Here is a 24,967-nt window from a genome sequence, read left to right on the forward strand (position 1 = left end):
GCCCCGCGTCGTTAAGCGCAAGATGTCCAACTACTGGCTCAAGCGGACTGAACATCAAACCTGGCCCCAACCCACCCACACCGGCACCCAAGCCATCCGCATCAAACGAGCCCGGCCACCCGACCCAGACCCGTAATGCAACGGCATTGCCCTTAAGGGATGTCACAGGTCGGCAGCAAAGCCGGGTCCGGATGGCCGGGCCCGGCCCGTGACTCTCCGGGACCAGGTACGTTCGAGAGCGTGGCTGGATTCAGGATCGGACGCGGCGGCCGGAACAACGGCACTCCGCAAACGCGACCGCAACAACCTCCGTACGGGCAGCAGGCCCCCCAGGGACCGGGACCGAGACAGGGCCCCGGACCGGGAGCGGGCCCGTCGTACGGCTACCCGCAGGCGCCGCAGCCGTACCCGCCGCAGCAGCAGTACGGCGGCGGCGGCGGACAGTGGCCGCAGGGCGGCAACGGGCACGGCGGTCAGGGCGGCGGCTACGGCGACGAGCCGGAGTACTTCGGCGACGGCACCCCGTACCAGCAGGGCGGCCCGGACCCGTACGCCGCCAACAACCCGGGCCACACCCAGGCGTTCTCGGTCGGCGAAGATCCCTACGTCCAGGGCGGAACCTACCGCGCGGGCACGGCCCCGGCCGGCCCGATCGGCCCCCGCCTGCACTGGAAGGAACTGCTGAGGGGCATCGCGACCGCCCCCAACCAGACCTTCCTCCAGATGCGCGACTACACGATGTGGGGCCCGGCCCTCATCGTCACCTTCCTCTACGGCCTGCTCGCCGTCTTCGGCTTCGACGGCGCCCGCGAGGACGCGATAAACGCCACCCTGTCGAACGCGGTCCCGATCGTCCTGACGACGGCCGTGGCGATGGTGCTGAGCGCCTTCGTCCTGGGCGTCGTCACCCACACCCTGGCCCGCCAGCTCGGCGGCGACGGCGCCTGGCAGCCCACGGTCGGCCTGTCCATGCTGATCATGTCCCTGACCGACGCGCCCCGCCTCGTCTTCGCCATGTTCTTCGGCGGCGAGGCGACCTTCGTCCAGGCCCTGGGCTGGGCCACCTGGGTCGCGGCCGGCGCCCTGCTGACCCTCATGGTCGCCCGCTCCCACGACCTTCCCTGGCCGAAGGCACTGGGCGCGTCGTCTATCCAGCTGATCGCCCTGCTGTCGATCGTGAAACTCGGCACGCTCTGACAGCACCACGACGTACGACACAACGGGCTCCCGGCGCACATCACCGGGAGCCCTCACCGTCCCCCGTCAGGCGTCGAGAACCCGCCCGGAACGCCGGACGGGGATCACGGAGCGGCGGGATACCGGTACTGCCCGACCTCGGGATCCGGTGGACCACCCATCCCCAGGTCCTTTCGCATGGCTTCACGGAGTTGCGCGTTCTCCCGCCACAGGTCGGCCCGGCACAGGAGGTAGGCGTCTGCCCTGATGTCGGGATCTTCGACGAGCCGGTCCCGCATCGCGGTCAACGCGTCGCAGGCCCGCACGGCCAGCTGGATGATCTCCGCCGAAGCGGTGAGCGACAGGCTCTGCCGCAGGCGCCAGATGCCCGAGCCGTCGAGAGCCTGATGGAGATCCCCGTAGAGCCGGTCGCCGGTCGGCTGATCGGAGCGAAGGACGACGGTACGCATGTCGGAGTGTCCCCGGCTCAGTGCCATGAGGAAGTCGGAGTACACGACCCGACGCGTCTGGGCCCCTTCTTTCTCCTGGTCACGGCGCCAGCGGAGACGTTCGGCGATCAGCGCGGAGCCCACACCCACCACAGCTCCGGCCAAGGTCCCCACGGGAGATATCCAGTCCACCGGGGAGTGCTACCCAGATGAGGACCACCCGCTAACGGCGCGCGTCCGCTCGACACTTCGCCGACGACGGCGAACACGGAGACAAGCCCCTGCGACGGCGGTTGCTCAGAGAGCCTCGCTGGACGGCGTGATCGGCGCGCCGGGCTTGCGCACCGGGGGTAGCACACTCCACGGGAAGTTGATCCAGGCGTCGGTCCGCTTCCACACGTACTCGCATTTCACGAGCGACTGCGACTTCTCGTAGACGACGGCGCTGCGGACCTCGGCGACCGCGTCGAGGCAGAAGTCGCGCACCAGCTTGAGCGTCTTGCCGGTGTCGGCGACGTCGTCGGTGATGAGGACCTTCTTGTCGGAGAAGTCGACCGTGTCCGGCACGGGCGCGAGCATGACGGGCATCTCGAGCGTCGTACCCACGCCGGTGTAGAACTCGACGTTCACCAGGTGGATGTTCTTGCAGTCCAGGGCATAGGCGAGCCCGCCGGCGACGAACACCCCGCCGCGGGCGATGCTCAGCACGATGTCCGGCTCGTACCCGTCGTCGGCGATGGTCTGCGCCAGCTCGCGAACGGCGACGCCGAACCGCTCGTAGGTGAGGTTCTCGCGCCCGTCGCCCACGCTCACACCTGCGTCCGGTGGAAGTTGAGGAACGACCGGGAGGCGGTGGGCCCCCGCTGCCCCTGGTACCGCGATCCGTACCGCTCACTGCCGTAGGGGAACTCGGCCGGCGAGCTGAGCCGGAACATGCACAGCTGCCCGATCTTCATGCCCGGCCAGAGCTTGATCGGCAGGGTGGCGACGTTCGACAGCTCGAGCGTGACATGCCCGGAGAACCCGGGGTCGATGAACCCGGCGGTGGAGTGGGTGACAAGGCCGAGCCGGCCGAGGGAACTCTTGCCCTCGAGCCGCGAAGCGAGATCGTCGGGGAGGGTGATGAGCTCGTAGGTGGAGGCGAGCACGAACTCCCCGGGATGCAGGATGAACGGCTCGTCCCCCTCCGGCTCCACGAGCCGCGTCAGATCGGCCTGCTCGACGGAGGGATCGATGTGGGGGTACCGGTGGTTCTCGAACACCCGGAAGTAGCGGTCGAGGCGCACGTCGATACTCGACGGCTGCACCATGGAATCGTCGAAGGGATCGATCCGCACCCGCCCGGCGTCGATCTCGGCCCGGATGTCCTTGTCTGAGAGAAGCACGCCCCGAGGATACGCAAGGCGCGCGGGCCGACCACCATCGGTCGGACCCGCGCGCCCGCACTACTCGGCCGAGAGCCTGCTGCCCACCGCTCCCTACGGCCTCTGCCCGCTCCTCACCACTGCCAAGGTCACCGGCACCACACTGCGGAGCCGGGCACACCGTGGACACCGCAGGAGCCGACCGGGGCCGAGCCGCTCGGCCTGCTGCATCGGGAACGAAGCGGTACTGAACACGTGCCCATCGGCACAACGGACGACGGTGCGCTCCATCAAGTCCAAGAGTCCCTTCCCCAAGAGCCGCATCTGGCTAGTTGCCCTGACGACAAAAGCCACATTACGGGATCAACAGGAGGACCCTGCAGGCGGCACCCCGGCCCACCCGGACCCCGCCCCACATCTCCACCGTACGCCCCAACTCCGGCCCCCCGCAGCCCCGTCACCCCCCTGGAACGCACCCTGGCCCCAGGGCTTCAGCGCCAGGGGCCAGGCATGGGGTAAAGTGACCACGCGTTCCGACACCGGCACCGACCGGCGTCTTACGCGGGTGTAGTTTAATGGTAGAACATCAGCTTCCCAAGCTGAGAGCGCGAGTTCGATTCTCGTCACCCGCTCCATGCGAAACCCCCAGGTCGATGACCCGGGGGTTCTTTGTTGTCCAGACTGGTGGGCGGCTGGCGCACGACAACCGCACCACAGGAGTCCGGCTAACTACCGGTGGGCTTCTCGTCCTGGTGCGCCCGGTCGGCCGGGTGGTGCTTCGCCCGCTCGAGGCGGGCGTAGGTGCCGCCGGGGCCCGGGTGGGGCTCGGCGATCTGCGTACGGCGAGTCACGCTCTACGGCGAGAACACCCGCTATGTGCTTGTCGCCGACCCGTCGAGAGGCAGCACGTGAACGGACTCCCCCGCGGCTACTGGTGCGAGTGCTGAACCCAGAACCTCGACACCGCCCAACCTCCCGCACTACACGCCTCTTTCGACGCCTACTCGCCCGCGCAGGCAGACCGCTGGACAGTCATCGCACTGCGCACGATCAGCCCAGCACTCGACACCGCAGCCTCAGAGCAGGCGTGGGAGTGGCTGCACGAAGGGCACAGCGACACCAGGCGAGCACTACTCCGAGCGGAACCCTGCGCAGTCACCGTCGACCAGGCCGGCACACGCATCACATGGACAGTTCGCCCAGTCATCTTCCTACCGGTCGCACACCGGCGGGGCATCGAACTTCCAGCCCCATGCGACCGACTGAGTTACAACTCTCTCTACTGGTTCAAAGCACCCGGCTCCGCTCCGCCGGACGCGCTTCCCGGCTCTGGCTGCGCCCGCGCTCCTGCCTCCGGCCCGCTCGGCGCTGCCGCCGCCGACGCGCGCCCACATGTGGATAGGGCCGGTGGCCATGCGTCGATCACCGTATAGAGCGCCTGCGGTCAAGACAATGCCTCCGGCGGGGGGGATCGGCCGGCACCGGGATGGAGGGGGCGCCGTTCCCCACTGCAGGCCCGTTATGGAGCTCCCATCCCGTCCACGCCGACCCAGGCAAAGCCAAGCAGACGCGGCCCATGGCGGACGGGATGGGAGCTGGGCCTTGTCTTTGGGCGCCTTGGTCATGTCGAGCAACAGGGCGACGTTGCATGTGACCAGCCCCTCGGGCATGGCCGGGTTGAGCGCGTTACGGAGGACGCGGAGGACCTCGAAGCGGGCGAAGGCGCCGACCTTCTCCCGCGCAGCGCGGCCATGAAGGCGCGGATCTGTGCCGGGGTGAGCTCGAGTAGCGGATCCTTCCCGAGATGAGGCACGGAGGTGGAGCTTCACGTTGGACTCGTACTTGGAGTACGTGTTGTGCTCGCGTTCCGGAGCGACAATGTGCTCCAGCCAGTAGGCGAGCCACTCGCCCAGCGTCTAGGGCCGGGACTGCTGCTTTGCAGGTCCGCCAGTTGCCCGTTCTCGCTCCATAACCGTAACGCGGCTAGTGGATCAAACCTCAGGGGAAGCTCAGAGGATGCCCATGAAACAGTCAAGTGATCTTCACTAGACAGGCAGCGCGTGATCAGGTGATCACAACACCTTCCACCTAACACCACTTCTCCGCGCGCCGGGGAGGTTGGCATGTGCATTACACCTTAAGGGGACCCCATCCATGCGCCGCAGAGTTGCCAACGCCACTCTCACCGCCCTTGCTATCGCAGCAGGATCTGTCATGGTCAGCGCGCCGACCGCCTCGGCCGTCACCTACTGTGACAGCTCTGGCTACACCGCCACCAACGAGCCCATGGAACGGTGCACCTCGCTGGACAACGGCATCCTGGCCGTCCACCAGAGTTCGAGCGGCAACGTCGGCACCGAGTACTACAAGAAGAGCGGATCTACCATCTCCATCAAGCTTGGTTACTCGCGCTCGGGGACCAGCCACTACGCCAGCGCCGTCTCCATCAGCTCGGGCCAGACGAAGCGCAACACGTGGTCGCTGGGGGCCAGCGCCTATTGCTCGAACATAATCGGCCTGATGAGCGCCGGCAGCACGTACCAGACGCCTACCTCGCACTGCTGAACCAGAGCCCCATGGCCCCGCCCGTCAGGGCGGGGCTCTGTCCTCAGTCCCGCTCGCCTTGACCTGACCACGCAAGGAACCGCGCCGTGTTTTCCGCGATCTTCCAGCACCACATCGGCTATCTGGCCGTGTGCACATTGATCGGCCTCATTTGCGGCGGCGCAGCGTGGACGCTCGCCCATAAACGGAGGAACCCTCACGGCGCATGGTGGTCCGGACTCGCCTTTGTTCTCACCGGCGTCCTCGGTGTCACGTTTATGGGCGCCGACTCGGCCAGCGGCGCATGCGTCCTTAGCCATGAATTCGCCGAGCCCTTTCACACCACGCAAGGGTTGTGGAACCTTGCCATGATGGTCCCCGTTGGCGCATGCGCCCTCTTGGCCATCCGTCGCCCGCTACCTGCCCTATTCGGCGTCATCGCGCTGCCCCTGGCCATCGAGTTCACTCAGGCCACCGTCAATGGCCTAGGACGCGTATGCGATAGCTCAGACGCCGAGATGAACATCATCGGAGGTTTGATGGGCCTCGCCCTCGTTGCGATTGTGCTCACGATCCGCCACTCGCTCGCCTGGCAGGCGGGCATAAAGGGGACGTTGATTGCCTTCACGACACTGATCCTCCTGGGATCGGGACTAGCGCGCCCGATGCTCGACTTCACGAACGTTGACGGCAGCAGCCTCGCCGACGCAGACTCCGAGCAGAAGCAGGCCGTTGAGGCCGCCGTGAAAGAGGCATTCGGCGACCGTTACAAGATCGGGCAGCTGTACGAGCAGCCGTGTGGGGACTCGTCATGCACCAACATCATCTTCAACCTGCACAGCCATGAAGACGGACACTCTGAAGCCTTCGGCACGGGGAGCCTTTCCTGGCCGGACAGGAAGCACCTGAACGTACAGCTGGAGAACAGCGACCGGCCTACCGCCATGGGATACCCGGTGGAAGGCGCGAAAGCCCCGTCTAGCGATGCAGCAGCCTCTCGAGTCACGAAGTCGTACGCCCAGCGAAGGTATCCGTGGGCGATAGGCGCGACCATGACAGAAACGGTCCCCGTGGGGGTAAAGGCCGAACTCGGCTGGATCACAGCCTGGAGGTGGACTCACAACAGCGTTCTGATGCCCAGGATGTTGGACGTCCAGGTAGACAGGGCCGGGCGTGTATCTCAGATTGACGTCACCCTTGGCCCGACCCGGGCAGAGATTCCCAAAGCCAAACTTGACGCCGGGCAGGCCGAAAAGGCAGTAAACAAGGCGGTAGCGGCACAACTTCGAGACAATGGAAACACTGGCGCAGAATGGCACAGCAAAGCAGTCACCGTAAAGGCGGTCGAGCAAGACGGCAATTGGCAGCCGAATTGGCTTGTGAACGTGGCGTGGCCCAGCAACGGAGAGAGCGATGCTTCGCAGGAGGCGGCAGCGGTTGACATGTACCGCGTGAACGCCGTCACCGGCCAGGTATACGACAGCGGCGGGCACCTTCTCAAGACCAGCTGACCCGGCGTCAACAAGTTCCGCCCCAGCCCGAGGCCGAACGGGAGCATCCCACCCCTCCCGAGCTGGATGCCGAGCGATGCAATAGAGCCCCCGCACTGGATGGCTCGGGTACTCCTTCGCGTGCAGCTACGGCCGCAATGACAATTAACGAGCGTGTCGCGTCGGCGGCGCCTGCCGCGTCCGCCGTCACCCGGATGTCCCGTCCGTCGATAAGCTCGACGCTCCCATGGTCCCCCATCTCGGCGCTCCGCCCGGTAGGGAATGCCGCGTCCTCCGCCGGCGAAACCGTCCCTGTCGTGGCCGGTCCACCGTCCGTCGCCGTCGCCGTCGCCGTGGGCGTGGGCGTGGGCGTGGGCGTGAGCGTGAGCCTGTGGGGTGGGTGAACGAGACCCGCGAACCGCGGCCCGCTCTGACAGAGGGGGAGCTGTTGGGCCGAGCCCCACCCCGGTGGGGAACCGGGTCTTCCTGAGGGCTCGCTCGGTCAGAGCGGGAGTCGGTAGGGGCCCGTCGAGCAGGCTCCGCCGAGCTCCGACAGGCAGCCCGCGAAGATGCGATCTGGTTCCCCCCGTCGGATGGTGGAGTCATGAACCATCACCACCAGTCCCAGCGGACGACAGAGATCGACACTCGGCTCGTCACGACCGGTGCGGCGCTCACCGCGGCCGGTGCCGTGGTGGCCTGCGTCGGCATGACTGTCGCGGCCTCCGCCGTGTTCGCAGCAGGCCGGCGCATGATCCGCGACATGGACGTGCCCCCGACCCAGCAGGCAGCCATGAAGTGGCGGCAGGCCAAGGAGGCGTCCCGAGCGGGCATGCAGGCGTGGCAGTCCACGTCCGACGCCCACAGCGGATCTCCCGCCCGCTAGGCCCGCCGAAGCCACTCCGCCCACCGGGTCTCCCGGCCCGGTGTCGGTGGAGTGACGTCTCTTGCAGGTGAGTGCGGGATTCCCAGGGGGAACGGGACCAGGGTTCGTCCGACCGGCGACAACGTGATCATCGGTACCTGGGCCCGTCGGCGCGGCGTCGTCGGTGGACGACGCCGCCGGCGACGTCACCTCGGCGGGCGACCGCGTCGTTCAGCGCATTCACCGCGAGCCGTGCCCGCATCCGGCTGGAGATGGAGTTGCCGACGATCCCGCCGGAGAATGCGTCCTTGACCGCGCGAAGACACAACTCGCCTTCATTGGTGAGGTGTTCGGTGATGTCAGTCAGCCACAGCTCGTTCACCGCGCCGGCGGCTCGACGAGCGCCGCCACCTGGCGGTGCTTACGCTTGACATCGCCGGGCCTCGAGGGGGATTCCCGCGTTCAGCGGGGCGCCTCGGCTCCCTACAGCACTGAAAGGCTGTCCACCATGGCCACCGCATCTGAGACTCCCGTACTCGACACGCTCGCCGCCATGACCATCGACTCCATCGAGCACTGCCACCTGGACAAGCGCTCGCTCATCCAGGCCCGCATTGCCGCACTCGTGGCCATGGACGCGCCGGCAATCTCCTACCTGGCCCACATCGACCCTGCGATGAAGTCCGACTTCACGATCGAGCAGTTGCAGGATCTGCTGGTCGCCATCGCACCCGTCGTGGGAACAGCACGCGTGATGTCGGCCGCAGGCCACATCGCGGAGGCGTTCGGTGTCGCGCTCGCCCTGGTCGAGAGCGAAGCCGTAGCAATGGCCCGGGCCGAAGCCGAGAGCCGTAGCGCTTCATAGAGCGCTGCCCGTGCGCTCCTGAGCGACAAGGGATTCTTGCTCTGCGCGACTCCACGAAAAGCGTGGCTGAGCCAGAGCTGAGGGTGCCCTTGCTCCCCTCCAGGGGAGCGAGGGCACCGTGCGCGTGTGGGCTGTCGTGAGCGGCGTTCGGTTATTGCACGTCCACGAAGTCGCCGGCCGCGTTGACGGGCGGCGTGGTGGAGGTGCCTGCGAAGTTCCAGCGCCAGTAGCCGTCTTCGGACGCGGGGGCGGTGGTCGTCAGGTTGCCGGTGCTGGAGGCGTTCACGGTCTTGATGGTGGTGTAGGTCGTGCTGCCGGCCTTGCGGAACTGGAGCTTGACCGGCTGATTCGCGTAGCCGCGGTAGTCGAGGGTGTCCCAGTTGGCCCGGGTGAGCTTGCCGGTGACGGTGAGCGTCTTGCCCTTGGCGATCGGCTCAGGACCCGCGTTGGCGGTCAGCTTGGAGTGCCGCTGAAGGCGGGTGGTGGTGTAGGTCCACCGCTCGGCCCAGCTGTCGTCGTTGGCCGACACCTGGACACCGACCTTCCATGTGCCGGCATCGGCGTTCGTGAGCCACCAATCCGGTTCGAAGGTGAAGGTCTTCGAGCAGGTGGACGTCGTGCTGCTGGAGGCGACGCAGTCCGCCGGGGTGGTGTTCTCGTTGGGCAGGATGTAGCCGTCGGCGCTGTAGTACGGGTCGGTGCCGTCCGGGCCTTGCCACAGGTAGAAATCCGCATCCCAGATGCCCGACGGGTCGGTGGCCGTCACCGAGACCGTGACCGTTTTATCGGCCGTGTCGACCACGATGTTCTTGCCACCGTTGACGGCGACGCCGCTGATCTGGATGTCGCCCACGGTCTCGTCCGCGTAGGCACCGGGTACGGCGAGGCCGGCCAGTCCGGTGACGGCGGTGAGCAGGGCAAGGGCAGCGCGCTTGCGCATGTATCTCCTTCACGGAGCGATGAGTAGGAACCGCCGGGCGTGGCACGGCGGGGCAGTTGACGCCGCTCAGGGACCGGTGACGGACTTGATCGTGTACGGGAAGGTCTCCTGCTGCCAGATCACCGTGAACCGGGAGCTCGGGCGGGCGTCGACCTGGGGCACGCGGCCATCCGACGTCAATGTCCTGGTGGTGCCGAACGTCCCGGAGCGGCTGATCAGTCGGGCGCTGGTCTTCGTGTAGCTGTACGGAGGCGTCGACTTGGGAACGACCGTGTGGAACACCAGCATGCCGTCGCCGTCGTCGTCGAGGGCCAGGTCGGGCCGGTCGCCGAGACCGAGGACGGTGACGCTGCCACGGGTGCCGCCCGCGGACAGCCGACGGCCGAGCAACTCGAGCTTGCCGTTGTTGTAGCGGGTCCACACGATCATCGAGTCGCCGTCGAGGTCCGTCGCGAGGGCATGGTGGAAGCCCACGTTGTCCGTGGCGGCCGAGATGCGCAGCGGGGCCGCCAGGGTGCCGGTGCGGCTCCAGCGAGAGGCCCAGACCTGCGAGACGGCGCCGCCGCCGGAGTGGTAGCTGATGACCGCGTCGCCGTCCCGGTCGACGCCGACCCGCACCATGCCGAAACCGCCGTACGACGCGATCGGCGAGGTGAGCACCTTCGTCGAGGAGACGGACGTCGAGGTGATCCGCTTGGCCACGACGTCCGAGGCCCGCGCCCAGGCGACGACGAACTGGCCGTTCCGGTCGACGCCGATGGCCGGCTTCTCGGCCGAGCCCGAGCCGAGGGTGATGGGCGCGCCGAGCGTGCCGTCGAGCTTGAGGCGGCGGGCGACCGCGTACCAGCTTCCCTCGCGGGTCTCCGTCCACGCCGCCATCGCGGTGCCGCCCGGGGTCACGGCGACGACCGGGGTGGTCGCGGGCGCCGACGTGGAAAACTTCTGGAGCGGTCCGACGAGGCTGCCGGAGGCCGCGACCCGCCGGCCCACGACCTCGCTGTCCTGTTGCCAGACCACCGCCGAGTCCCCGGTGTCGTCGGAGGCGATCTCCGGCCAGGACACCGCGGCGCCGTCCGGCGACAGGGTGCGGATCGCTCCCGTGGTGCCGCTCGCGAACTTCACCCTGGTCTGGACCCGCTGGTAGGAGTACGTCGTCGACAGGTCGCCGGCCGTCCAGGCCAGCAGGGCGTCGCCCTGGCGGTCGACGGAGACCTGGGGCGAGTCGGCGGCGAACCAGCCGGACGCCGACACGTTCCATGCCGATGTCCACGCCGCCTCGGCGTTGATGGCCATCGTCGCGGTGACCGCAAGCCCGGCCGCCGCAGCGACAGAAGCCCCCGCAAGGAAACGACGCTTCAACGAACGCCGATGACGTGGTGCACGCGGTGCCACCCTCATCCCCCGTTTCACATATCCATGGTTCAGTCACAGCCGTCACAAAGACCGGCTCGGAGTATGCAGCGCACCTGCATGCCGAAACGTCACAGCGCGGTGCGGACCGAGGGAATCGAGGATTGCCTCGTCAGGAACCGGACCACCAGCCGGGGCAGGGCGGGTCAGTGTGAGCGGGGCGCTCGACGCCGCCCGCCGGCCCCTCGGTGGCAGGCCCCGATGTCCGGTCGGCAAGGGCTCGCCTGTTCACCCAACTGCCCTTTAATTCACACGCGTTGACACCCGGCGCCCCGTACGATCCCCTCGCCGCCCGTTCACCGGCGCCCTGCCCGGCACCGGTGAACGGGCATCACCACGGGAGGGATCACTTGACCATGTCCTTCGGCGCGAGATCGCGCGCCGTCCTCGCTTCTCTGGGAACTCTCGGCCTGGCACTGGCCGCCGCCGCGTCACCCGCGAGCGCGGCGGCGGCGACGCCGACCACACCCACCCAGTTGTTCAACGGCTACCGGAACTGCTCGACCGACGCGGACCGGCCCACGTACCTCGGGGCCCGCGAGGGCCTTGTCGTCGAGGGCATCCCCGGAACCACCGACTCCTCCGGCAACTCCCCGGTCACCGTGCGGTACCAGGTCTGGCCGGTCGCCGATCCGACGCACACGACGACGGTCACCCGCGACCGTGTCTTCCCAGGGTCCGAGGCCCCGGGCACCCTGCCCGCCGAGGCGCTCGCCGACGGACAGACCTACGCGTGGCGGGCGCAGACGGTGGCCGGGGGCGCGGCCTCGGACTGGTCGGCTCCCTGTCACGTCACGATCGACAACACCCGCCCGGCGAACGCGCCCACCCTTTCCTCACCGAACTACCCGCCGGACGACTGGAACCAGGGCGGCGAGCCGGTCAGGTTCACGTTGGGCGCCAACGGCGTCGACGACGTCACCGGGTTCGAGTTCTCCTGGCAGCAGGACCTCCCGGTCATCGGCACGAGCATCGGTGACCACGGCGTTCCGCAGCCCGTCGACCCGTACGCGGACGCGCGGTACTTCACGCGCGCCGACGCCCCCGGCGGTTCGGCCACGCTCAGCCTGGTCCCGCCGACCGGCGCCGGCGTGATGACCCTGTGGGTGCGGAGCCTGGACCGGGCCTTCAACGGGTCGGCGATCACCAGCTACACGTTCCGCGTCGGCTCCACCGCGCCCACCGTCACCCCGGCCGTCGCCTCGCCCGAGTTCGGCGAACCGGCCACCTTCACACTCCGGCCCGACGCGGCGCTCCAGTCGACGAGCCCGGTCGTCAGCTACTCCGTGCAGACCATCGGCGGTCAGAGCGACAAGGCCTTCGACGTCACGGCGGCGGCCGACGGCACGGCGGAGGTGAAGCTCGCGCTGGACGGCATCTACGGTGAGCATCTCCGTGTGACCAGCGAAAGCGCGAACGGCTGGGTCAGCGACTCGGCGTCGTGGGGCATCGGCTACGACACCACTCCCACCGTCGCTTCGGACGCCTACCCGGAGAACGGTTCGAGCGGCGGCGTCGGCGTCCCGGGCAGCTTCACGTTCACGCCGAAGGTGAAGGGCGTCGTGAGCTACACGTACTCCTTCAACGGGGACCCGGAGGTCACCGTCGCCGCGGGCGCCGACCACACCGCGAGCCTCGACTGGACCCCGCAGTCCGACGGCTTCCACGACCTCACGGTCTACGCGACGACCCGCTCCGGCATCCGACTGGCGCCCTACGACTACTTCTTCACCGTGAACTGAATTCCGTGAACTGAATTTCGTGAACCGGACTCCGTGAACCGGACCCCGCAACGAGCGCTCGCACCGACCACCTGAACCGACCTCCGGGCCGCGACCCGGCCGACGATTCACGCTGTTTCGGGTTGCGGTTCCGGTTCCGGTTGCAGCGCCGGCGCGGGCTTCGGTTCCCACTGCGTGGTGGTCCGTACATAGCCGTGGATCACCGAGGTCATCATCAGAAGGAGAAGTGGTCCGAACACCAGGGGGTGTTCGGCCATTTCCATCGGCAGATAGCGATAGGACAGCAGGAGCGCGGTGAAGACGGTCGCGCCGTAAGCGACGAGTTGGATTCCTGATCGGTCCCAACCGCGGTCGAGCGAGCGCAGGGCGGCCTCGATCGTGACCGTGAACACCACTCCGGCAATGAGATCCGCGCCGTAGTGATAGCCGAATCCCAGCGTGGCGACGAGGGTGGCGATCAGCCAGAACGTGCCCGCGAACCGCAGAATTCTTGGGCCCTTCCGGGAATGAATGAAGATCGCGGTGGCCCACGCCGTGTGCAGGCTGGGCATGCAGTTGCGTGGGGTGAGCCGGTCGAACGGCATGTGGTGCGGAACGCCGACCGGCGTCGGTGTGTCAGGCCACAGGTCGGCCACCGCCCACGGCGCGCTGGGCGGCGTTTCCGGCCACAGGTGCGCCGACGCCCAGTGCGCGTTGCCGGTGCCGTAGGCGAAGACCGGACCGACCACCGGGAAGATCATGTAGATGGCCGGCCCGAGGAGGCCGATCACCATGAAGGTGCGCACCAGATGGTGACCCGGGAAGCGGCGCTCGACCGCCACGTGACGCAGCTGGTACAGCGCGACGACCACCGCGGCCACCGCGAGCTGGGCGTATACGTAGTTGAGGGCATGGGCACCGAGCGGGCCGGTTGCCGTGAGGACCCGGCCCACCAGCCACGACGGACTGCCCAGCGCGTGGTCGGCGGTCGCCACGTACTGGTCGAGCACCGTCGGGCGGGTCTTCGACGTGATCAACAGCCAGGTGTCGCCCGTCTTACGGCCTGCCACCAGCAGCAGGCCCAGTCCGACGCCCTTCAGCAGCAGGACCCGTTCCCGGCCGGTGCGGCGCGTGACGGCGATGACCGCACAGCCCAGCATCACCCACAGAGCGCCGTTGCCGAAGGGGTGGCCGTCGGTCAGCCGGGCACCGACCGCCCACCGCACCAGCAGGAAGGCGAGGTCGATGCCGATCGCGGCACCGGCAGCGGCGAACCGCTGCCGCCGGCTCAGCACGACCATCGTCAACGCCAGTCCGGCGTACAGCATGAAGCCGGATTTCGGCGGGAGTATCAGCTCCTGCACCTGGCAGGTGATCGGTCCCGGCAGGCCGTAGCGACGCGCGGCGATCTCCAGCGTGATGAGGAACCCGAGTGCCGCCACGCCGGTCGCGGCCCACAGCATCGTCCGCGGTCGACGCCACACGGAAAACGCTGTTCTGCGGTCTATTCGCGAAAACACCCGCGCTGCTATAGGTATCAATTATTTGGCCGATTTGTTATCTATGGGTTGAATTGAGGTCGGTCATAGCGCTGGATGACATGGTTTTCCGGTGCAGGACGGGCGATGGGGGCGTTCATCGGGAGTTCGCACATGCTATAGGAGCGGTGCAAGTGGGTTTCGGTTGTCGCTCGCGGCTCGAGAACCGGCCGCTTCCGCGCTCGACGGTCCTGCGCTCGACGGTCCCGCGCTCGACGGTCTCGTGCCAGTGACCCACCACCGCTGACGACCGGGGCAGGACGCCCGCAGCGAGCGGTCATGAACATGCTGTTAGCCCGCGTGAGGGTGTTCTCGAACTGGGGCGCCTCCTACGACGCGGTCGTCGCGGCCGGTGACATCACCGGCGACGGCCGGACCGACCTCGTCTCGCGCGACACCGCCGGAAACGTGTACCGCAACAGCGGAGACGGCAAGGGATCGTTCGGCGGACGCACGAGGATCGCGACGGGATGGCAGGGGTACAGGGCCGTGATGTAGCCGGACAGGGGACATCACCCCATCGCTCGCGCTGCCGGGCCCGGGGCCCCGTCCCGTCCAGGCCCGGCCGTTCGCCGCTCGGTGAACGGGCGGGCCGGCGGTCATCGGGTCGGGCGCCGGGCAGGCCGCTTCAGGATGTCGGCAGGCTGTAGGCGCGGTCGAAGTGCTGGGCCACCAGGTGTCCCGCTCCGTCGCAGGCGAGTTGCCAGTTGTTCACGCCGGTTTCCCGGCCGTCGGTGAAGTTCCACAGGATGCGGCCCCGGGCGGTGTCGATCGCGTAGAAGCCGGCTCGGTTCTCGAAGGCCGGGACGTAGATCGCGTGGGGGCCCGTGGCGACCGGGTTGTCCACGTTGAGGCGGGGCGTCGGGCAGAACCAGCGCCGGGAGCCGGTTTCGGCGTCGAAGGCGCACACGCCGTAGGGATCCGTACCGGTGACGTACACCGTGTCGCCGGCGGCGCCGAGGGAGGCGAACTGGCCGTGTTCGGCCTTCACCCGCCAGCGGAGCCTGCCGGTGGCGAGGTCCAGCGCGATGAGTTCACGGCCGATGGCGAACACCGTCCCGCCGAGCACCGCCAGGCCCGGCCGGAGGTCGTAGCCGACGGGATACTTCCACCGTACGGAGCTGTCGTCGGTGTTGCGGACCGTCACGTTGCGCAGGCCGTCGGCGTAGACGAACGCCCCGGAGACGATGACCGGCCGCAGCGTGATCCCGACGTCCTCCGCGCCGATCGGGATGATGGCCGTCCGACGGGCCTGCAGGTCGACGCCGAAAACCGTCTCCGTGGACGTCGCGACCCCCTCCTCGTCGGACTGGCGCTGGAGCCGGAGGCCGACGATGGAGACGGCACGGTCGGTGTAGCCGCCGAGCAGCGTGTCGAACCGGAAGTCCGGTCCGAAGTCCAGTGTGAACCGCTCGGTGCCGTCGGCCGGGTCGACACCGATCACCGTCGATCCCGAGCCGAGCGCGACAACGGCGCCGTACGCCAGCAGCGCCGGGGTCGGGGACTGACTGATGCCCCGGTAGAGCCACTTGGGGCGCGTTCCGTCCTTGAGGTCGAGGCAGACCAGGTTGCCGGGGCGGGTCTTCACCAGGGCCGTCCCGTTGGCGAAGACGGCCGGCGCCTGGAGCAACGGATCGCTGCGGAAGGTCCAGTCCGGCTTCGGAGCCGGACCGAGCGGCTGCCCGGCTTGTCCCCCGTCCTTCCTCCGCGTGATCAGTACGGCGCCGCCGCCACCGACGACGACCGCCGTGCCCAGCGACGCGGCGAGGATCGCGCGCCGGGAGACACCCGGCCAGGACGGGGCGCGGTGCTGCCGGGGGGTGGGGGACGGGTTCCGGTGTCCGGGGGAGGTGGGGTGAGTCGGCTCCGCGGGCTCGGTGAGGGTCCGTGACCCGGCCCCCGCCGGGGCGCCGACCACGTCCCCGGGGCCGTGCGTTCCGGCATCGGGTGCCGGACGCGCCGCCTCCGTCGTCGCCGTCGTCATCGCCGTCGTCATCGCGGAGGTCGTCAGGTCCTGGCCCATGGCATGCGCGGCGCCCGCGGTATCCGCGGCGACCGGAGCGCCGGCGGCACCCGCACCATCCGCAACGCCCGGCAGTGAGCCGTCCGCGGCCGCCGAGACCTGGGCAACGGGGGCCGGGTGGGCGGGGAGCCGCGCGGCGTACGCCTGGGCGTGGGACGCCTGGGCATCGGGCCCCGGGGCGGCGGGCTGTGGGACAGAGGGGGCCGGGGCAGCGGGAACCGGGCCGACGGGGGCCGGGACCACGCGGGTTCCGGTCCACGACGCGTCGTCGAGGTCTCTCACGGCCGCCGCGCGGCGGGCGATCGACGCGGTCACCGGGGCCGGGAGCCAGCCGTCTCCGAGAACCTGTTCCGCGCCGCTGGGCGCGCAGGCGGCGGCCAGCCGTTCGGCGGTGATCCGCAGGTCCGGATCCCTCGCGAGACAGAGACTGATGATCTTGTCCAGCGGCTCGGGCACGTCCCTGAGGTCGGGTGTGCCGTGCGCCACCTGGTAGAGGAGCGCGGCCACCGAGGAGCCGTTGAACGGCGCGCGTCCGGTCGCGGCGAACGCGAGCACCGAGCCGAGGGAGAAGACGTCCCCCTCCGGTCCGATCGGATCACCGGTGGCGTGCTCGGGGCACATGTACTCGAAGGAGCCGAACAGCATCCCGGAGTGCGTCAGGTCGTAACCGTCGCTCGCCCGGACGATGCCGAAGTCGATGACCCGCGGACCGTCCGCGGCGAGCAGCACGTTGGACGGCTTCAGGTCGCGGTGCACCAGTCCCGCCGCGTGGACGGCCATCAGCGCCTCGGCGACGCCGGCGCCCAGTGCGAGCGCCGACTCCACGGGGAGCGGTCCGTGCTCGGCGACCGCCTCCGCCAGTGTCGGGCCGGGTATGTAGGTGGTGGCCAGCCAGGGCGTGGTGCCATCCGGCTCGGCGTCCACCACCGGTGCCGTGTACCTGCTGGTGACCACGCTCGCGGCCTCCACCTCGCGACGGAAGCGGATGTGGAACTTCCTGTCCCCCGTCATCTCGGGGCGGATGGCCTTGACCGCGACGACGCGCCCACGCGGGGACGTGGCCAGGTACACGCGCCCCATTCCGCCTGCGCCGAGCCGCGCCACGAGTCGGTAGGGACCAAACTTCTCGGGATCATCCGGGCCCAGTGGTTCCATGACCTCAGCTGCCTGTCCTCGGTGATGACGGGTGCGAATCGGCCCGCCGGGGCCAAGGGCGACCGGTTGTCCAGGCGACTCCCTGCGGTCCCTCCCCCACCGCCCCGCTCGTCCCGAGGCCACGGCCGGCTCTTCCAGAACGCCCGTCCGGCATCCGGGATGCGGCCCTGGTCATGGGTGGAGTGCATGGCGGGGCAGGATCGCCCTGTCAGGGTCTGAGAGCACAGTAGAGGCTGAAGTGGTCGGTGAGTGGCACTTTCTGTGAGCTATTTACAGTTACCTCAACCTGAGCTTTTCTCCACTTTTCCCTCTTTCAGGCGGAGTTGACGGATCGTCAGGTAACTTCCCGAGTCGTCACGAGAAGTCACCCCGGGCCAGACGACAGAAGCGGCCGGCGTCGCCCCGGACTCCGATGCGGGCGGGCGTGCCTGCCGGGTCCGGGGCGAACGTGTACCGGGCGCAACCGTCGGTCAGCCGCTCCACTCGGGGTTGCGCCCACTGGCTCCGAGCGCACGGTGGAAGGCGGGGGCATCGACGGACACGGGCACGGGCGGGCCGAAGCCACCGGTGGCCCGGGCGTGCTCGGCGATCTGCTCGACCGCGCCGAGCGCGGCCCGCGCGGTCTGCTCACCCAGGGCGAAGGGCCGACCGGTGGCACGGGCCAGATCCCAGCCGTGCACGGCGAGTTCCTCCAGCGTGACGGTCGCCGCGAACGCGGCGGGCATCTCTCCCGGACCGAACTCCGTGACCCCCTCGTAGGCCGCCGGATCGGCCCAGGCCACCGCGGCCCGCTCGGCGGCCTCGGCGACGTCCGCCGGTGACATCGCCGGCGCGGCATCCCCGCCGGACCCCGATTCCTTACGGGCGGCCCGTGCGGAGGCCGACAGGGTGCCTCCCAGGTGTTCGAGGAGCTCGGCGACCGTGAACTTCTCGCACGGGGTGCGCCCGCCGAGCTGCTCGGACCGGATGGCGGAGACCGTGGCCGCCACGGCGTCGGCGCATTTCCGGATGGCGGGGTACAGGGTGTCGTACGCGCTGGGCGCACCGTGCTCGCCGTGCTCGCCGTGCTCGTCACGCTCCGAGTCCACAGGTGTGGGTCCGGGTCCGGGTGCGGGTGCTGGCGCTGGTGCTGGTGCTGGTGCGTTCATGGATGTGCTCATGAGTTTTCCCCTTCGGATACTCGGATACGTCGGTGAGTCGGCGGGGTTCGCGTGGGGCCGTCGGTCCGTGTCAGCGGTGCGTGGGGCCGTCGGTCCGTGCGAGGTGTCAGCGGTGCGTGGGGCCGTCGGTCCGTGCGAGGTGTCAGCGGTGCGTGGGGCCGTCGGTCCGTGCGAGGTGTCAGCGGTGCGTGGGGCCGTCGGTCCGTGCGAGGTGTCAGCGGTGCGTGGGGCCGTCGGTCCGTGCGAGGTGTCAGCGGTCGGTCGGCGGGGGTCGCCCGCTCGGCGGCGGTCAGTCGCGTCGGTGGCGCCCGGTCAGCCGGCCAGCCGGTCCGCCGTTCAGCCGGTCAGCCGGTCGGCCGGCCCGCCGTTCAGCCGGTCCGCCGGTCCGCCGGCCAGCCGGCCAGCCGTTCAGCCGTTCAGCCGTTCAGCCGGTGAAGAAGGGTGCGGGCTCGCCCGTCTCCGCGTAGGCCTTGAGCTGTACGAACTTCGTCGCCCAGCCGAAGGTGAAGTCCCGGTAGGCGTCGTCGACGGCGGGGAAGCCGCTGTGCGTGAAGCGCAGCGTGACGCCACCCTCGGGCGGAGTCAGAAGTTCGTAGGTCTGCCGGGTGTCGGTCCAGGGGCCGTTCTCTCCCGTCAGGACGAGTCGCTTGCCGGGCTCCGCCTCCGTGACCCGCAGCCGCCACGACTCGTCCACGCCCGGGAACCGCAGTGCGTGCAGTCCGCCCACCTCCTGGTCGGCGGTGGCGGTCGTGGTGAACCAGGCGTGGATGCCCTCGGCCGTGGAGATCGCCGCGTACACGGTGTCCGCGTCGGCCCCGATGTGCAGTTGCATCGCGATGTCCGCCATGACGTGCGCTCCTTCGTCGGTCGATCCGGTCGATCCGGTCGATCCGGTCGATCCGGTCGATCGAGCTCGACCCGGCACGACCGGGCGATCGAGCCCAACCCTCACTCGCTTTAGCCCAGACTAAAATGACTTCGCCGCGATGGCAAACTGTAGCCAGGGCTAAAATGAGCTTCATGGATGCTGTACGGGCGGTCGCGGAACCCAGAAGGCGCGAGATTCTGCGCCTGGTCTGGGAGTCGGAGCTGTCCGCGGGAGAGATCGCCGAGCGGTTCGACGTCACGTTCGGGGCGGTCTCCCAGCACCTCAAGGTGCTCAGGGACGCCGGCCTCGTCACGCTGCGCCAGGACGGCAAGAAGCGCTTCTACCAGGCCGACCGTGAGGCCATGGGCCCCCTGGCCGACTATCTGCAGTCCATGTGGGCCACCAGGCTCGACACACTGGCGGAGCTGGCGGAAGCGGCCGAGCGGGCCGAACGGCCCGAGGAATCCGAAGGGGCGAACCGTTGAACGCGAACCTGGCCACCGTGGAGCGGCTCATCGCCGCCCGCCCCGAAACGGTGTTCTCCTTCTTCACCGACCGCGCCAAGTGGCTGTCCTGGATGGGCAGGGACGGCGCGTTCGACTTCTCGCCCGGCGGCGCCTACCGGACGACCGTCAACGGCGAGAACATCGCCGAGGGCCGCTTCGTCGAGATCGATCCGCCCAAGCGGCTCGTCTTCACCTGGGGCTGGGTCGGGGGCGCGATGCCCGTACCGCCCGGCTCGACCACGGTCGAGATCACCCTCGAACCGGTCCCCGACGGCACTTTGCTGCGCCTGGTCCACCGTGGCCTGCCCTCGCCGGAGGCGTGCGCCGCGCACGAGGAGGGCTGGACTCACTACGTGGACCGGCTCGCGACCGTCGCGGCGGGCGGCGACCCGGGGCCCGACGTCTGGATGTGAGCCACCGCGGGCTTCCCCGGCGCGTGGAAGCCGGTCGCGGGACATGGTGTTCCCCTCGTCCGCGTGATCGGGAGGAGGAGAAACCCGGGACCAGGTCCCCCTACGGATGCAGGACGATCTTGCCTGCCACCGTGCCCGACTCCGCCAGCCGCAGGGCGTCCCCGGCGCGGACGAGCGGCAGTCGGGTGGCGATCTGGGCGGTGACGTCGCCGCGTTGGAGGGCGGCGAAGACCTGGGTGAGGTCGGCGCGCAGCCGGGCCCGGAAGCGGTTCCTGGCCAGGGCGCGCCCGGCCCAGACGTTGAAGAAGTAGGCGCTACGGCGGTTGGGCAGCGCGTTCCACAGCCACACCCGGCCGAGCAGCTTGAGGACGGGCCACTGCTTGGAGCCCTCGTCGTCCCGGGTGGACGCGCTGCCGTACGAGACGAGGGTGCCGCCGGGTGCGAGGAGGCGCCAGGAGTCGACCAGGCCCGGGCCGCCGACGTGGTCGAAGACGGCGTCCACCCCCCCGGGGGTGAGCTCGCGGACCCGCGCGGCGACGTTCCCGGCGCGGTAGTCGACGGGGGTGACGCCCCGCTCCCGCAGGGCGTCGTGGTGACGGGGGGATGCCGTACCGATGACCTTCGCGCCCGCGGCGAGGGCGAGCTGGACCAGGACCGAGCCGACCCCGCCGTTGGCGCCGTGCACCAGGACGGTCTGCCCGGCGCGGACCCGGGCCTTGCGGTGCAGCATCTGCCAGGCGGTGATGCCGTTGACGACCAGGGTCTCCGCCTCCGCCGCGCCGACGCCGTCGGGTACGGCCACCACGTCGGCCGCGTCGACGAGCACGTGGCTGGCCCAGCCGCCGGTCTTGACCAGGGCGGCCACCCGGGTGCCGGCCAGGCCCGGCTCGACGCCCTCGCCGGTCGACAGGACCGTGCCGACCAGGTCGTAGCCCGGTACGAAGGGGAACGGGGGCTGGTCGTAGTAGCGGCCGCGGCGCATCTGCTGCTCGGCGAAGGAGACGCCGGTCGCCTCCATCCGGATCACGACCTGTCCGGGGCCGGCGGCGGGGACGGCTCCGTGCCGGATCTCCAGCCCGTCCGGCTCGACCTTGCCCGGCAGGACGACCTCGACGAGTCCTTCGGCGTTCATGACGACCTCCATGGGGTTACCGCTGCTTGCGTTCGTTATAAGTTCTAACGCCTCGCCGTCCGGACTGTCAATATCTTTCGTGATAGCCTCTAACTAAATCTTGAAGCTCTAGGGTTCAGCCGCAGGACGACGGAAGGTGGCAGGCCATGCCGGAGACGGGCACGACGACCCCGCGCGAGCGCTACCGCGCCCAGGTCCGCACCGAGGTCAAGGAGCGCGCGTGGGAGCAGATCGCCACCGCGGGGGCCTCGGCGCTCTCCCTGAACGCCATCGCCCGACAGATGGGCATGAGCGGGCCCGCGCTCTACAGGTACTTCGCCGGCCGCGACGAACTGATCACCGAACTCATCAGGGACGCCTACCGAAGCCTCGCCGACACCTTTCGCGCCGCTTCCGCCTCCGGCCCCGACGTGACGGCACTGGCCCACGCCCTGCGCGGCTGGGCCCTGGACGACCCGCACCGCTACTTCCTCGTCTACGGCACCCCCGTCCCCGGCTACCACGCGCCCGACGACGTCACCACGATCGCGTCCGAGATCATGGCGGCCCTCCTCGACGCCTGCACCGCACTGCCGTCGGTCGGGGCGGACGGCCCGGTGACACCGTTCGACGCACACCTCGAAGGCCACCGGCAGTGGGCGGACGACCACCCCGCCCCGTCCGCGGCCCTGAGCCGGGCCCTGAGCTTCTGGACCCGGCTGCACGGCGTCCTGTCACTGGAACTCGCGGGCCACTTCACCGGGATGGGCTTCGACCCGGCCCAGCTCTTCGCCGCCGAACTGGACGCACTGACCGGCCCACCGGCCAACTGACCGCTCCACCCCCGACCTCGCGTGGCGACGGCGGGGTCAGAACCGGTCGGGCGGGCCGTCGAGGCTCTGTTCCGTCCAGATCGTCTTGCCCTCGGCGGTGGGGCGGGTGCCCCACCGCTGGGTCAGCTGGGCCACCAGGAGCAGCCCCCGGCCCCCCTCGTCGAAGGTGCGGGCGCGGCGCATGTGGGGTGCCGTGTTGCTGGCGTCGGAGACCTCGCAGATGAGGCTCCTGTCGTGGATGAGGCGTAGTTGGATCGGCGGCCGGGCGTGCCGGATGGCGTTGGTGACCAGTTCGCTGACGATCAGTTCGGTGACGAAGGCGGCCTCGTTGAGCCCCCATTCCTCCAGCCGGGCGACGGCGTTCTTGCGGGCCACGGCGACGGCGGCCGGGTCGGGAGCGATCGTCCAGGCGGCGACCCGGTCGGCGTCGAGCGCCCGGGTGCGGGCGACGAGCAGGGCGACGTCGTCGACGGGCCGCCCGGGCAGCGTGGCGGCGAGCGCCGCGTCGCACAGCACGTCCAGCGGCGCGGTGGGCCGGGCGAGGGACCGGCACAGGCGGGAGACGCCCTCGTCGACGTCCTTGTCACGGGCCTGGATCAGGCCGTCGGTGTAGAGGGCGAGCAGACTGCCCTCCCGCAGTTCGATCTCCGCCGACTCGAAGGGAAGACCGCCCAGGCCGAGCGGCGGCCCCGCCGGAAGCTCCAGCAGTTCCACGGAACCGTCGGGGCTCACCACGACCGGCAGGGGATGGCCGGCCCGGGCGAGGGTGCAGCGGCGGGAAACGGGGTCGTACACGGCGTACAGGCAGGTCGCGCCGACATCTCCCGCGGTCTCCGCGTTCCCGGCCGTCCCGTCGGTGCCCTCCGTCTCGGTGGCCAGACGGCCGACCATGTCGTCGAGGTGGGTGAGCAGTTCGTCGGGCGGCAGATCGATGTCGGCGAGGGTGCGTACGGCGGTGCGCAGCCGCCCCATCGTCGCGGAGGCGTGGATGCCGTGGCCGACGACGTCGCCGACGACCAGCGCCACCCTGGCTCCGGAGAGCGGGATCACGTCGAACCAGTCTCCGCCCACACCGGCCTGGGCACCCGCGGGAAGGTAGCGGGACGCGACCTCCACCGCGGACTGCTCGGGCAGCCCCTGCGGCAGCAGGCTGCGCTGCAGGGTGACCGCCGTGGCACGTTCGCGGGTGTAGCGCCGGGCGTTGTCGATACAGATCGCCGCCCGGGACGCGAGTTCCTCGGCCAGTACGAGATCGTCCTGCTGGAACGGGTCGGGGTGCCGGTGACGGATGAAGACGGCGACGCCCAGGGTGGTTCCGCGCGCCGCCAGCGGCACCGCCATCACCGAGTGGAAGCCGAACTCCCGGACACGGGCAGCCCTCAGCGGCCTTTCGGCAAGCCATCGGACGATCGCGGGGTCGTCGACCTGGTGCAGCACCGCACGCCCCGACCGCAGGCTCGCGACCAGCGGGGAACCGTCGGGATACTCCTCCACGTCGCCGAGTTCGACGGCCGCCTCGGGGATGCCCGCGAGCACGGACTGGTGGGCGATGCGCCGCAGCGGGACGGAGGCTCCCGCCGCCAGCGCCCGCACGAACTGCCCGGGCGCCTCCGCCACCGCGTCCACGTCGTGGGAGGCGCCCTCGTCGTCCAGGTCGGGCAGCAGGTCGACGGTGGCGAAGTCGGCGAACTCCGGTACGGCCACGTCCGTCATCTCCTGCGCCGTCCTCGGCACGTCGAGGGTGCTGCCGATGCGCCTGCCGACCTCGGCGATCAACTGGAGGCGTTTGCGCGCCCAGTGCTGCTCCGTGATGTCGTGCGCCGTGAGGGAGACACCCTGGATCCTGCCGTCCCCGTCCCGCAACGGTGCCACGACGACCGACCAGGCGTGCTCGCGGTTCTCGCCGGCCGCGCGCAGATAGTTCTCGCGGTAGTGCGGCTCACCGGTCTCCAGCACCCGCAGCATGTCCTCCTCGGCCAGTTTGCCCGCCTCGTTGTCGACGATCTCCCCCACGCGCAGCCCGAGCATGTCGCGCTCGGTGAGGGCCACGGACAGCTCCATCGCCTGGTTGGCCCGCCGCAGCCGGAGCCTGGTGTCGTACAGGGCCTGCGCGCAGGTCGGGGACTGCCGGAAGCTCCGGCTCACCAGGTCCTCGTCGGCCGGCAGCGGTTCCTGCCCGGTCAGCGGGGAGAGCAGCAGCCACGCGGCCCTTCCGTCGGCCGGCATCCTGTGGTGGGCCAGCACGGTGGCTTCGACGCGGTGGCCGTCCCGGTGCCGTAGAGCGAGTGCTCCGTGCCATCTGGGCAGCCGAGCGAGAGACGGCAGGTCCGACGCGGCGCGCCGCTCGGCGAGCAGTGCGGCCGCCGGACGGCCCACGACCTGCGCGGACGTGTATCCGAGCAGCCGCTGAGCCCCCTCGTTCCAGCCGGTCACGGTGCCCTGGTCGTCCACGCCGACCCGCGCGGTGAGCGCCTCTCCGACGACGTCCTGGACGCGACGCGCTCCCTGGTCGCCGAGGGGACGCTGCTCCATGGTC

At 69.7% G+C, this 24,967-nt stretch carries 22 protein-coding genes, 1 tRNA gene and 2 pseudogenes; 12 read left to right on the plus strand and 13 right to left on the minus strand.

Translation table 11 applies throughout. The annotated features are described in order from the left end of the window. Window positions 1-159 precede the first annotated feature (159 nt). The gene (locus tag OG985_RS22595; RefSeq protein ID WP_371670152.1) at window positions 160-1,197 is read left to right on the plus strand and encodes a Yip1 family protein; all 1,038 of its coding nucleotides are present in this window, start codon (window positions 160-162) and stop codon (window positions 1,195-1,197) included. Window positions 1,198-1,301: 104 nt separating this feature from the next. On the opposite strand, the gene OG985_RS22600 is transcribed toward OG985_RS22595, so the two are convergent. The 3 genes from OG985_RS22600 to dcd all read right to left on the minus strand — a co-directional run bounded on the left by OG985_RS22600 (window position 1,302) and on the right by dcd (window position 3,010). Further along, window positions 1,302-1,790, minus strand: coding sequence for a hypothetical protein (locus OG985_RS22600; RefSeq protein ID WP_371670153.1), 489 nt, complete (start codon window positions 1,788-1,790; stop codon window positions 1,302-1,304). Between the two features lie 132 nt (window positions 1,791-1,922). Next, the gene (locus tag OG985_RS22605) at window positions 1,923-2,432 is read right to left on the minus strand and encodes a phosphoribosyltransferase (RefSeq protein WP_371670154.1); all 510 of its coding nucleotides are present in this window, start codon (window positions 2,430-2,432) and stop codon (window positions 1,923-1,925) included. Window positions 2,433-2,434: 2 nt separating this feature from the next. Next, window positions 2,435-3,010 carry a dCTP deaminase gene (gene dcd / locus OG985_RS22610; RefSeq protein WP_371670155.1) on the minus strand — a complete coding sequence of 192 codons (576 nt, stop codon included), beginning with the start codon at window positions 3,008-3,010 and terminating at the stop codon, window positions 2,435-2,437. Window positions 3,011-3,550: 540 nt separating this feature from the next. Here dcd and OG985_RS22615 point away from each other — a divergent pair. Then, window positions 3,551-3,624: transfer RNA gene (locus tag OG985_RS22615), tRNA-Gly, on the plus strand. A 90-nt stretch (window positions 3,625-3,714) separates the two neighbouring features. Here OG985_RS22615 and OG985_RS22620 read toward each other — a convergent pair. Then, a complete protein-coding gene (locus OG985_RS22620; protein ID WP_371670156.1) occupies window positions 3,715-3,840 on the minus strand; it encodes a hypothetical protein in 126 nt (41 codons plus the stop codon). Window positions 3,841-3,897: 57 nt separating this feature from the next. Here OG985_RS22620 and OG985_RS22625 point away from each other — a divergent pair. From OG985_RS22625 to OG985_RS22640, 4 genes and pseudogenes are all read left to right on the plus strand, one after another. Then, a pseudogene (locus tag OG985_RS22625) lies at window positions 3,898-4,239 on the plus strand (hypothetical protein); the annotation flags it as partial. 964 nt (window positions 4,240-5,203) lie between these two features. After that, on the plus strand, window positions 5,204-5,554 hold the full coding sequence (locus OG985_RS22630) for a hypothetical protein (protein WP_371670157.1): 351 nt from the start codon (window positions 5,204-5,206) through the stop codon (window positions 5,552-5,554). Between the two features lie 86 nt (window positions 5,555-5,640). Further along, window positions 5,641-7,044 (plus strand): VanZ family protein, encoded by a 1,404-nt coding sequence (locus OG985_RS22635; RefSeq protein ID WP_371670158.1) that lies wholly within the window; start codon window positions 5,641-5,643, stop codon window positions 7,042-7,044. Between the two features lie 583 nt (window positions 7,045-7,627). After that, window positions 7,628-7,909, plus strand: coding sequence for a hypothetical protein (locus OG985_RS22640; protein ID WP_371670159.1), 282 nt, complete (start codon window positions 7,628-7,630; stop codon window positions 7,907-7,909). A 154-nt stretch (window positions 7,910-8,063) separates the two neighbouring features. Here the strand turns inward: OG985_RS22640 and OG985_RS22645 are convergent. Next, a pseudogene (locus OG985_RS22645) lies at window positions 8,064-8,267 on the minus strand (DDE-type integrase/transposase/recombinase); the annotation flags it as partial. A gap of 129 nt (window positions 8,268-8,396) precedes the next feature. Between OG985_RS22645 and OG985_RS22650 the strand changes: the two are divergent. Beyond that, window positions 8,397-8,753, plus strand: a complete 357-nt coding sequence (locus OG985_RS22650) for a carboxymuconolactone decarboxylase (RefSeq protein WP_371670160.1) — start codon at window positions 8,397-8,399, stop codon at window positions 8,751-8,753. Window positions 8,754-8,904: 151 nt separating this feature from the next. On the opposite strand, the gene OG985_RS22655 is transcribed toward OG985_RS22650, so the two are convergent. Both OG985_RS22655 and OG985_RS22660 read right to left on the minus strand, forming a co-directional pair. Next, window positions 8,905-9,693: a calcium-binding protein gene (locus OG985_RS22655; RefSeq protein WP_371670161.1), complete on the minus strand. Its 789-nt coding sequence runs from the start codon at window positions 9,691-9,693 to the stop codon at window positions 8,905-8,907. A gap of 66 nt (window positions 9,694-9,759) precedes the next feature. After that, window positions 9,760-10,986: a hypothetical protein gene (locus OG985_RS22660; RefSeq protein WP_371670162.1), complete on the minus strand. Its 1,227-nt coding sequence runs from the start codon at window positions 10,984-10,986 to the stop codon at window positions 9,760-9,762. Window positions 10,987-11,459: 473 nt separating this feature from the next. Between OG985_RS22660 and OG985_RS22665 the strand changes: the two genes are divergently transcribed. Beyond that, a complete protein-coding gene (locus OG985_RS22665; RefSeq protein ID WP_371674465.1) occupies window positions 11,460-12,845 on the plus strand; it encodes a hypothetical protein in 1,386 nt (461 codons plus the stop codon). A gap of 107 nt (window positions 12,846-12,952) precedes the next feature. Here the strand turns inward: OG985_RS22665 and OG985_RS22670 are convergent, their stop codons facing one another. Beyond that, the gene (locus tag OG985_RS22670) at window positions 12,953-14,287 is read right to left on the minus strand and encodes a phosphatase PAP2 family protein (protein WP_371674466.1); all 1,335 of its coding nucleotides are present in this window, start codon (window positions 14,285-14,287) and stop codon (window positions 12,953-12,955) included. Between the two features lie 354 nt (window positions 14,288-14,641). Here OG985_RS22670 and OG985_RS22675 point away from each other — a divergent pair, with 354 nt between their 5' ends. Continuing rightward, complete coding sequence (locus OG985_RS22675; RefSeq protein WP_371670163.1) at window positions 14,642-14,860, plus strand: FG-GAP repeat domain-containing protein; 219 nt, start codon at window positions 14,642-14,644, stop codon at window positions 14,858-14,860. Window positions 14,861-14,990: 130 nt separating this feature from the next. On the opposite strand, the gene OG985_RS22680 is transcribed toward OG985_RS22675, so the two are convergent. The 3 genes from OG985_RS22680 to OG985_RS22690 form a co-directional block, all read right to left on the minus strand. After that, the gene (locus OG985_RS22680; RefSeq protein WP_371670164.1) at window positions 14,991-17,540 is read right to left on the minus strand and encodes a PQQ-binding-like beta-propeller repeat protein; all 2,550 of its coding nucleotides are present in this window, start codon (window positions 17,538-17,540) and stop codon (window positions 14,991-14,993) included. A gap of 470 nt (window positions 17,541-18,010) precedes the next feature. Beyond that, entirely contained in the window at window positions 18,011-18,628 is a 618-nt protein-coding gene (locus OG985_RS22685) for a TIGR03086 family metal-binding protein (RefSeq protein WP_371670165.1), read from the minus strand. Window positions 18,629-19,124: 496 nt separating this feature from the next. Continuing rightward, window positions 19,125-19,547, minus strand: coding sequence for an SRPBCC domain-containing protein (locus tag OG985_RS22690; protein WP_371670166.1), 423 nt, complete (start codon window positions 19,545-19,547; stop codon window positions 19,125-19,127). A gap of 173 nt (window positions 19,548-19,720) precedes the next feature. Here OG985_RS22690 and OG985_RS22695 point away from each other — a divergent pair, with 173 nt between their 5' ends. Both OG985_RS22695 and OG985_RS22700 read left to right on the plus strand, forming a co-directional pair. Beyond that, window positions 19,721-20,053: an ArsR/SmtB family transcription factor gene (locus OG985_RS22695; RefSeq protein ID WP_371670167.1), complete on the plus strand. Its 333-nt coding sequence runs from the start codon at window positions 19,721-19,723 to the stop codon at window positions 20,051-20,053. Further along, window positions 20,050-20,487, plus strand: coding sequence for an SRPBCC domain-containing protein (locus tag OG985_RS22700; protein WP_371670168.1), 438 nt, complete (start codon window positions 20,050-20,052; stop codon window positions 20,485-20,487). The genes OG985_RS22695 and OG985_RS22700 overlap by 4 nt, the downstream gene beginning before the upstream one ends. Window positions 20,488-20,587: 100 nt before the next feature. Here OG985_RS22700 and OG985_RS22705 read toward each other — a convergent pair whose 3' ends face one another. Continuing rightward, window positions 20,588-21,619: a medium chain dehydrogenase/reductase family protein gene (locus OG985_RS22705; protein ID WP_371670169.1), complete on the minus strand. Its 1,032-nt coding sequence runs from the start codon at window positions 21,617-21,619 to the stop codon at window positions 20,588-20,590. Window positions 21,620-21,765: 146 nt separating this feature from the next. Between OG985_RS22705 and OG985_RS22710 the strand changes: the two genes are divergently transcribed. Continuing rightward, a complete protein-coding gene (locus OG985_RS22710) occupies window positions 21,766-22,431 on the plus strand; it encodes a TetR/AcrR family transcriptional regulator (protein ID WP_371670170.1) in 666 nt (221 codons plus the stop codon). 36 nt (window positions 22,432-22,467) lie between these two features. Here the strand turns inward: OG985_RS22710 and OG985_RS22715 are convergent, their stop codons facing one another. Further along, window positions 22,468-24,963 (minus strand): SpoIIE family protein phosphatase, encoded by a 2,496-nt coding sequence (locus tag OG985_RS22715; RefSeq protein ID WP_371670171.1) that lies wholly within the window; start codon window positions 24,961-24,963, stop codon window positions 22,468-22,470. Between the last annotated feature and the right edge of the window lie 4 nt (window positions 24,964-24,967).

It is taken from the genome of Streptomyces sp. NBC_00289 (assembly GCF_041435115.1).
In the GTDB taxonomy this organism is placed as follows: domain Bacteria; phylum Actinomycetota; class Actinomycetes; order Streptomycetales; family Streptomycetaceae; genus Streptomyces.

Excerpts from the sequence above, each read along its gene's own strand:
- OG985_RS22630 (WP_371670157.1), top strand. The coding sequence starts at position 5,204 with ATGGTCAGCGCGCCGACCGCCTCGGCCGTCACCTACTGTGACAGCTCT.
- OG985_RS22595 (WP_371670152.1), top strand. The coding sequence starts at position 160 with ATGTCACAGGTCGGCAGCAAAGCCGGGTCCGGATGGCCGGGCCCGGCC.
- OG985_RS22655 (WP_371670161.1), bottom strand. The coding sequence starts at position 9,693 with ATGCGCAAGCGCGCTGCCCTTGCCCTGCTCACCGCCGTCACCGGACTG.
- OG985_RS22695 (WP_371670167.1), top strand. The coding sequence starts at position 19,721 with ATGGATGCTGTACGGGCGGTCGCGGAACCCAGAAGGCGCGAGATTCTG.
- OG985_RS22665 (WP_371674465.1), top strand. The coding sequence starts at position 11,460 with ATGTCCTTCGGCGCGAGATCGCGCGCCGTCCTCGCTTCTCTGGGAACT.
- OG985_RS22670 (WP_371674466.1), bottom strand. The coding sequence starts at position 14,287 with ATGCTGTGGGCCGCGACCGGCGTGGCGGCACTCGGGTTCCTCATCACG.
- OG985_RS22675 (WP_371670163.1), top strand. The coding sequence starts at position 14,642 with ATGAACATGCTGTTAGCCCGCGTGAGGGTGTTCTCGAACTGGGGCGCC.
- OG985_RS22710 (WP_371670170.1), top strand. The coding sequence starts at position 21,766 with ATGCCGGAGACGGGCACGACGACCCCGCGCGAGCGCTACCGCGCCCAG.
- OG985_RS22680 (WP_371670164.1), bottom strand. The coding sequence starts at position 17,540 with ATGGAACCACTGGGCCCGGATGATCCCGAGAAGTTTGGTCCCTACCGA.
- OG985_RS22705 (WP_371670169.1), bottom strand. The coding sequence starts at position 21,619 with ATGAACGCCGAAGGACTCGTCGAGGTCGTCCTGCCGGGCAAGGTCGAG.
- OG985_RS22650 (WP_371670160.1), top strand. The coding sequence starts at position 8,397 with ATGGCCACCGCATCTGAGACTCCCGTACTCGACACGCTCGCCGCCATG.
- OG985_RS22660 (WP_371670162.1), bottom strand. The coding sequence starts at position 10,986 with ATGGCCATCAACGCCGAGGCGGCGTGGACATCGGCATGGAACGTGTCG.
- OG985_RS22640 (WP_371670159.1), top strand. The coding sequence starts at position 7,628 with ATGAACCATCACCACCAGTCCCAGCGGACGACAGAGATCGACACTCGG.
- OG985_RS22715 (WP_371670171.1), bottom strand. The coding sequence starts at position 24,963 with ATGGAGCAGCGTCCCCTCGGCGACCAGGGAGCGCGTCGCGTCCAGGAC.
- OG985_RS22690 (WP_371670166.1), bottom strand. The coding sequence starts at position 19,547 with ATGGCGGACATCGCGATGCAACTGCACATCGGGGCCGACGCGGACACC.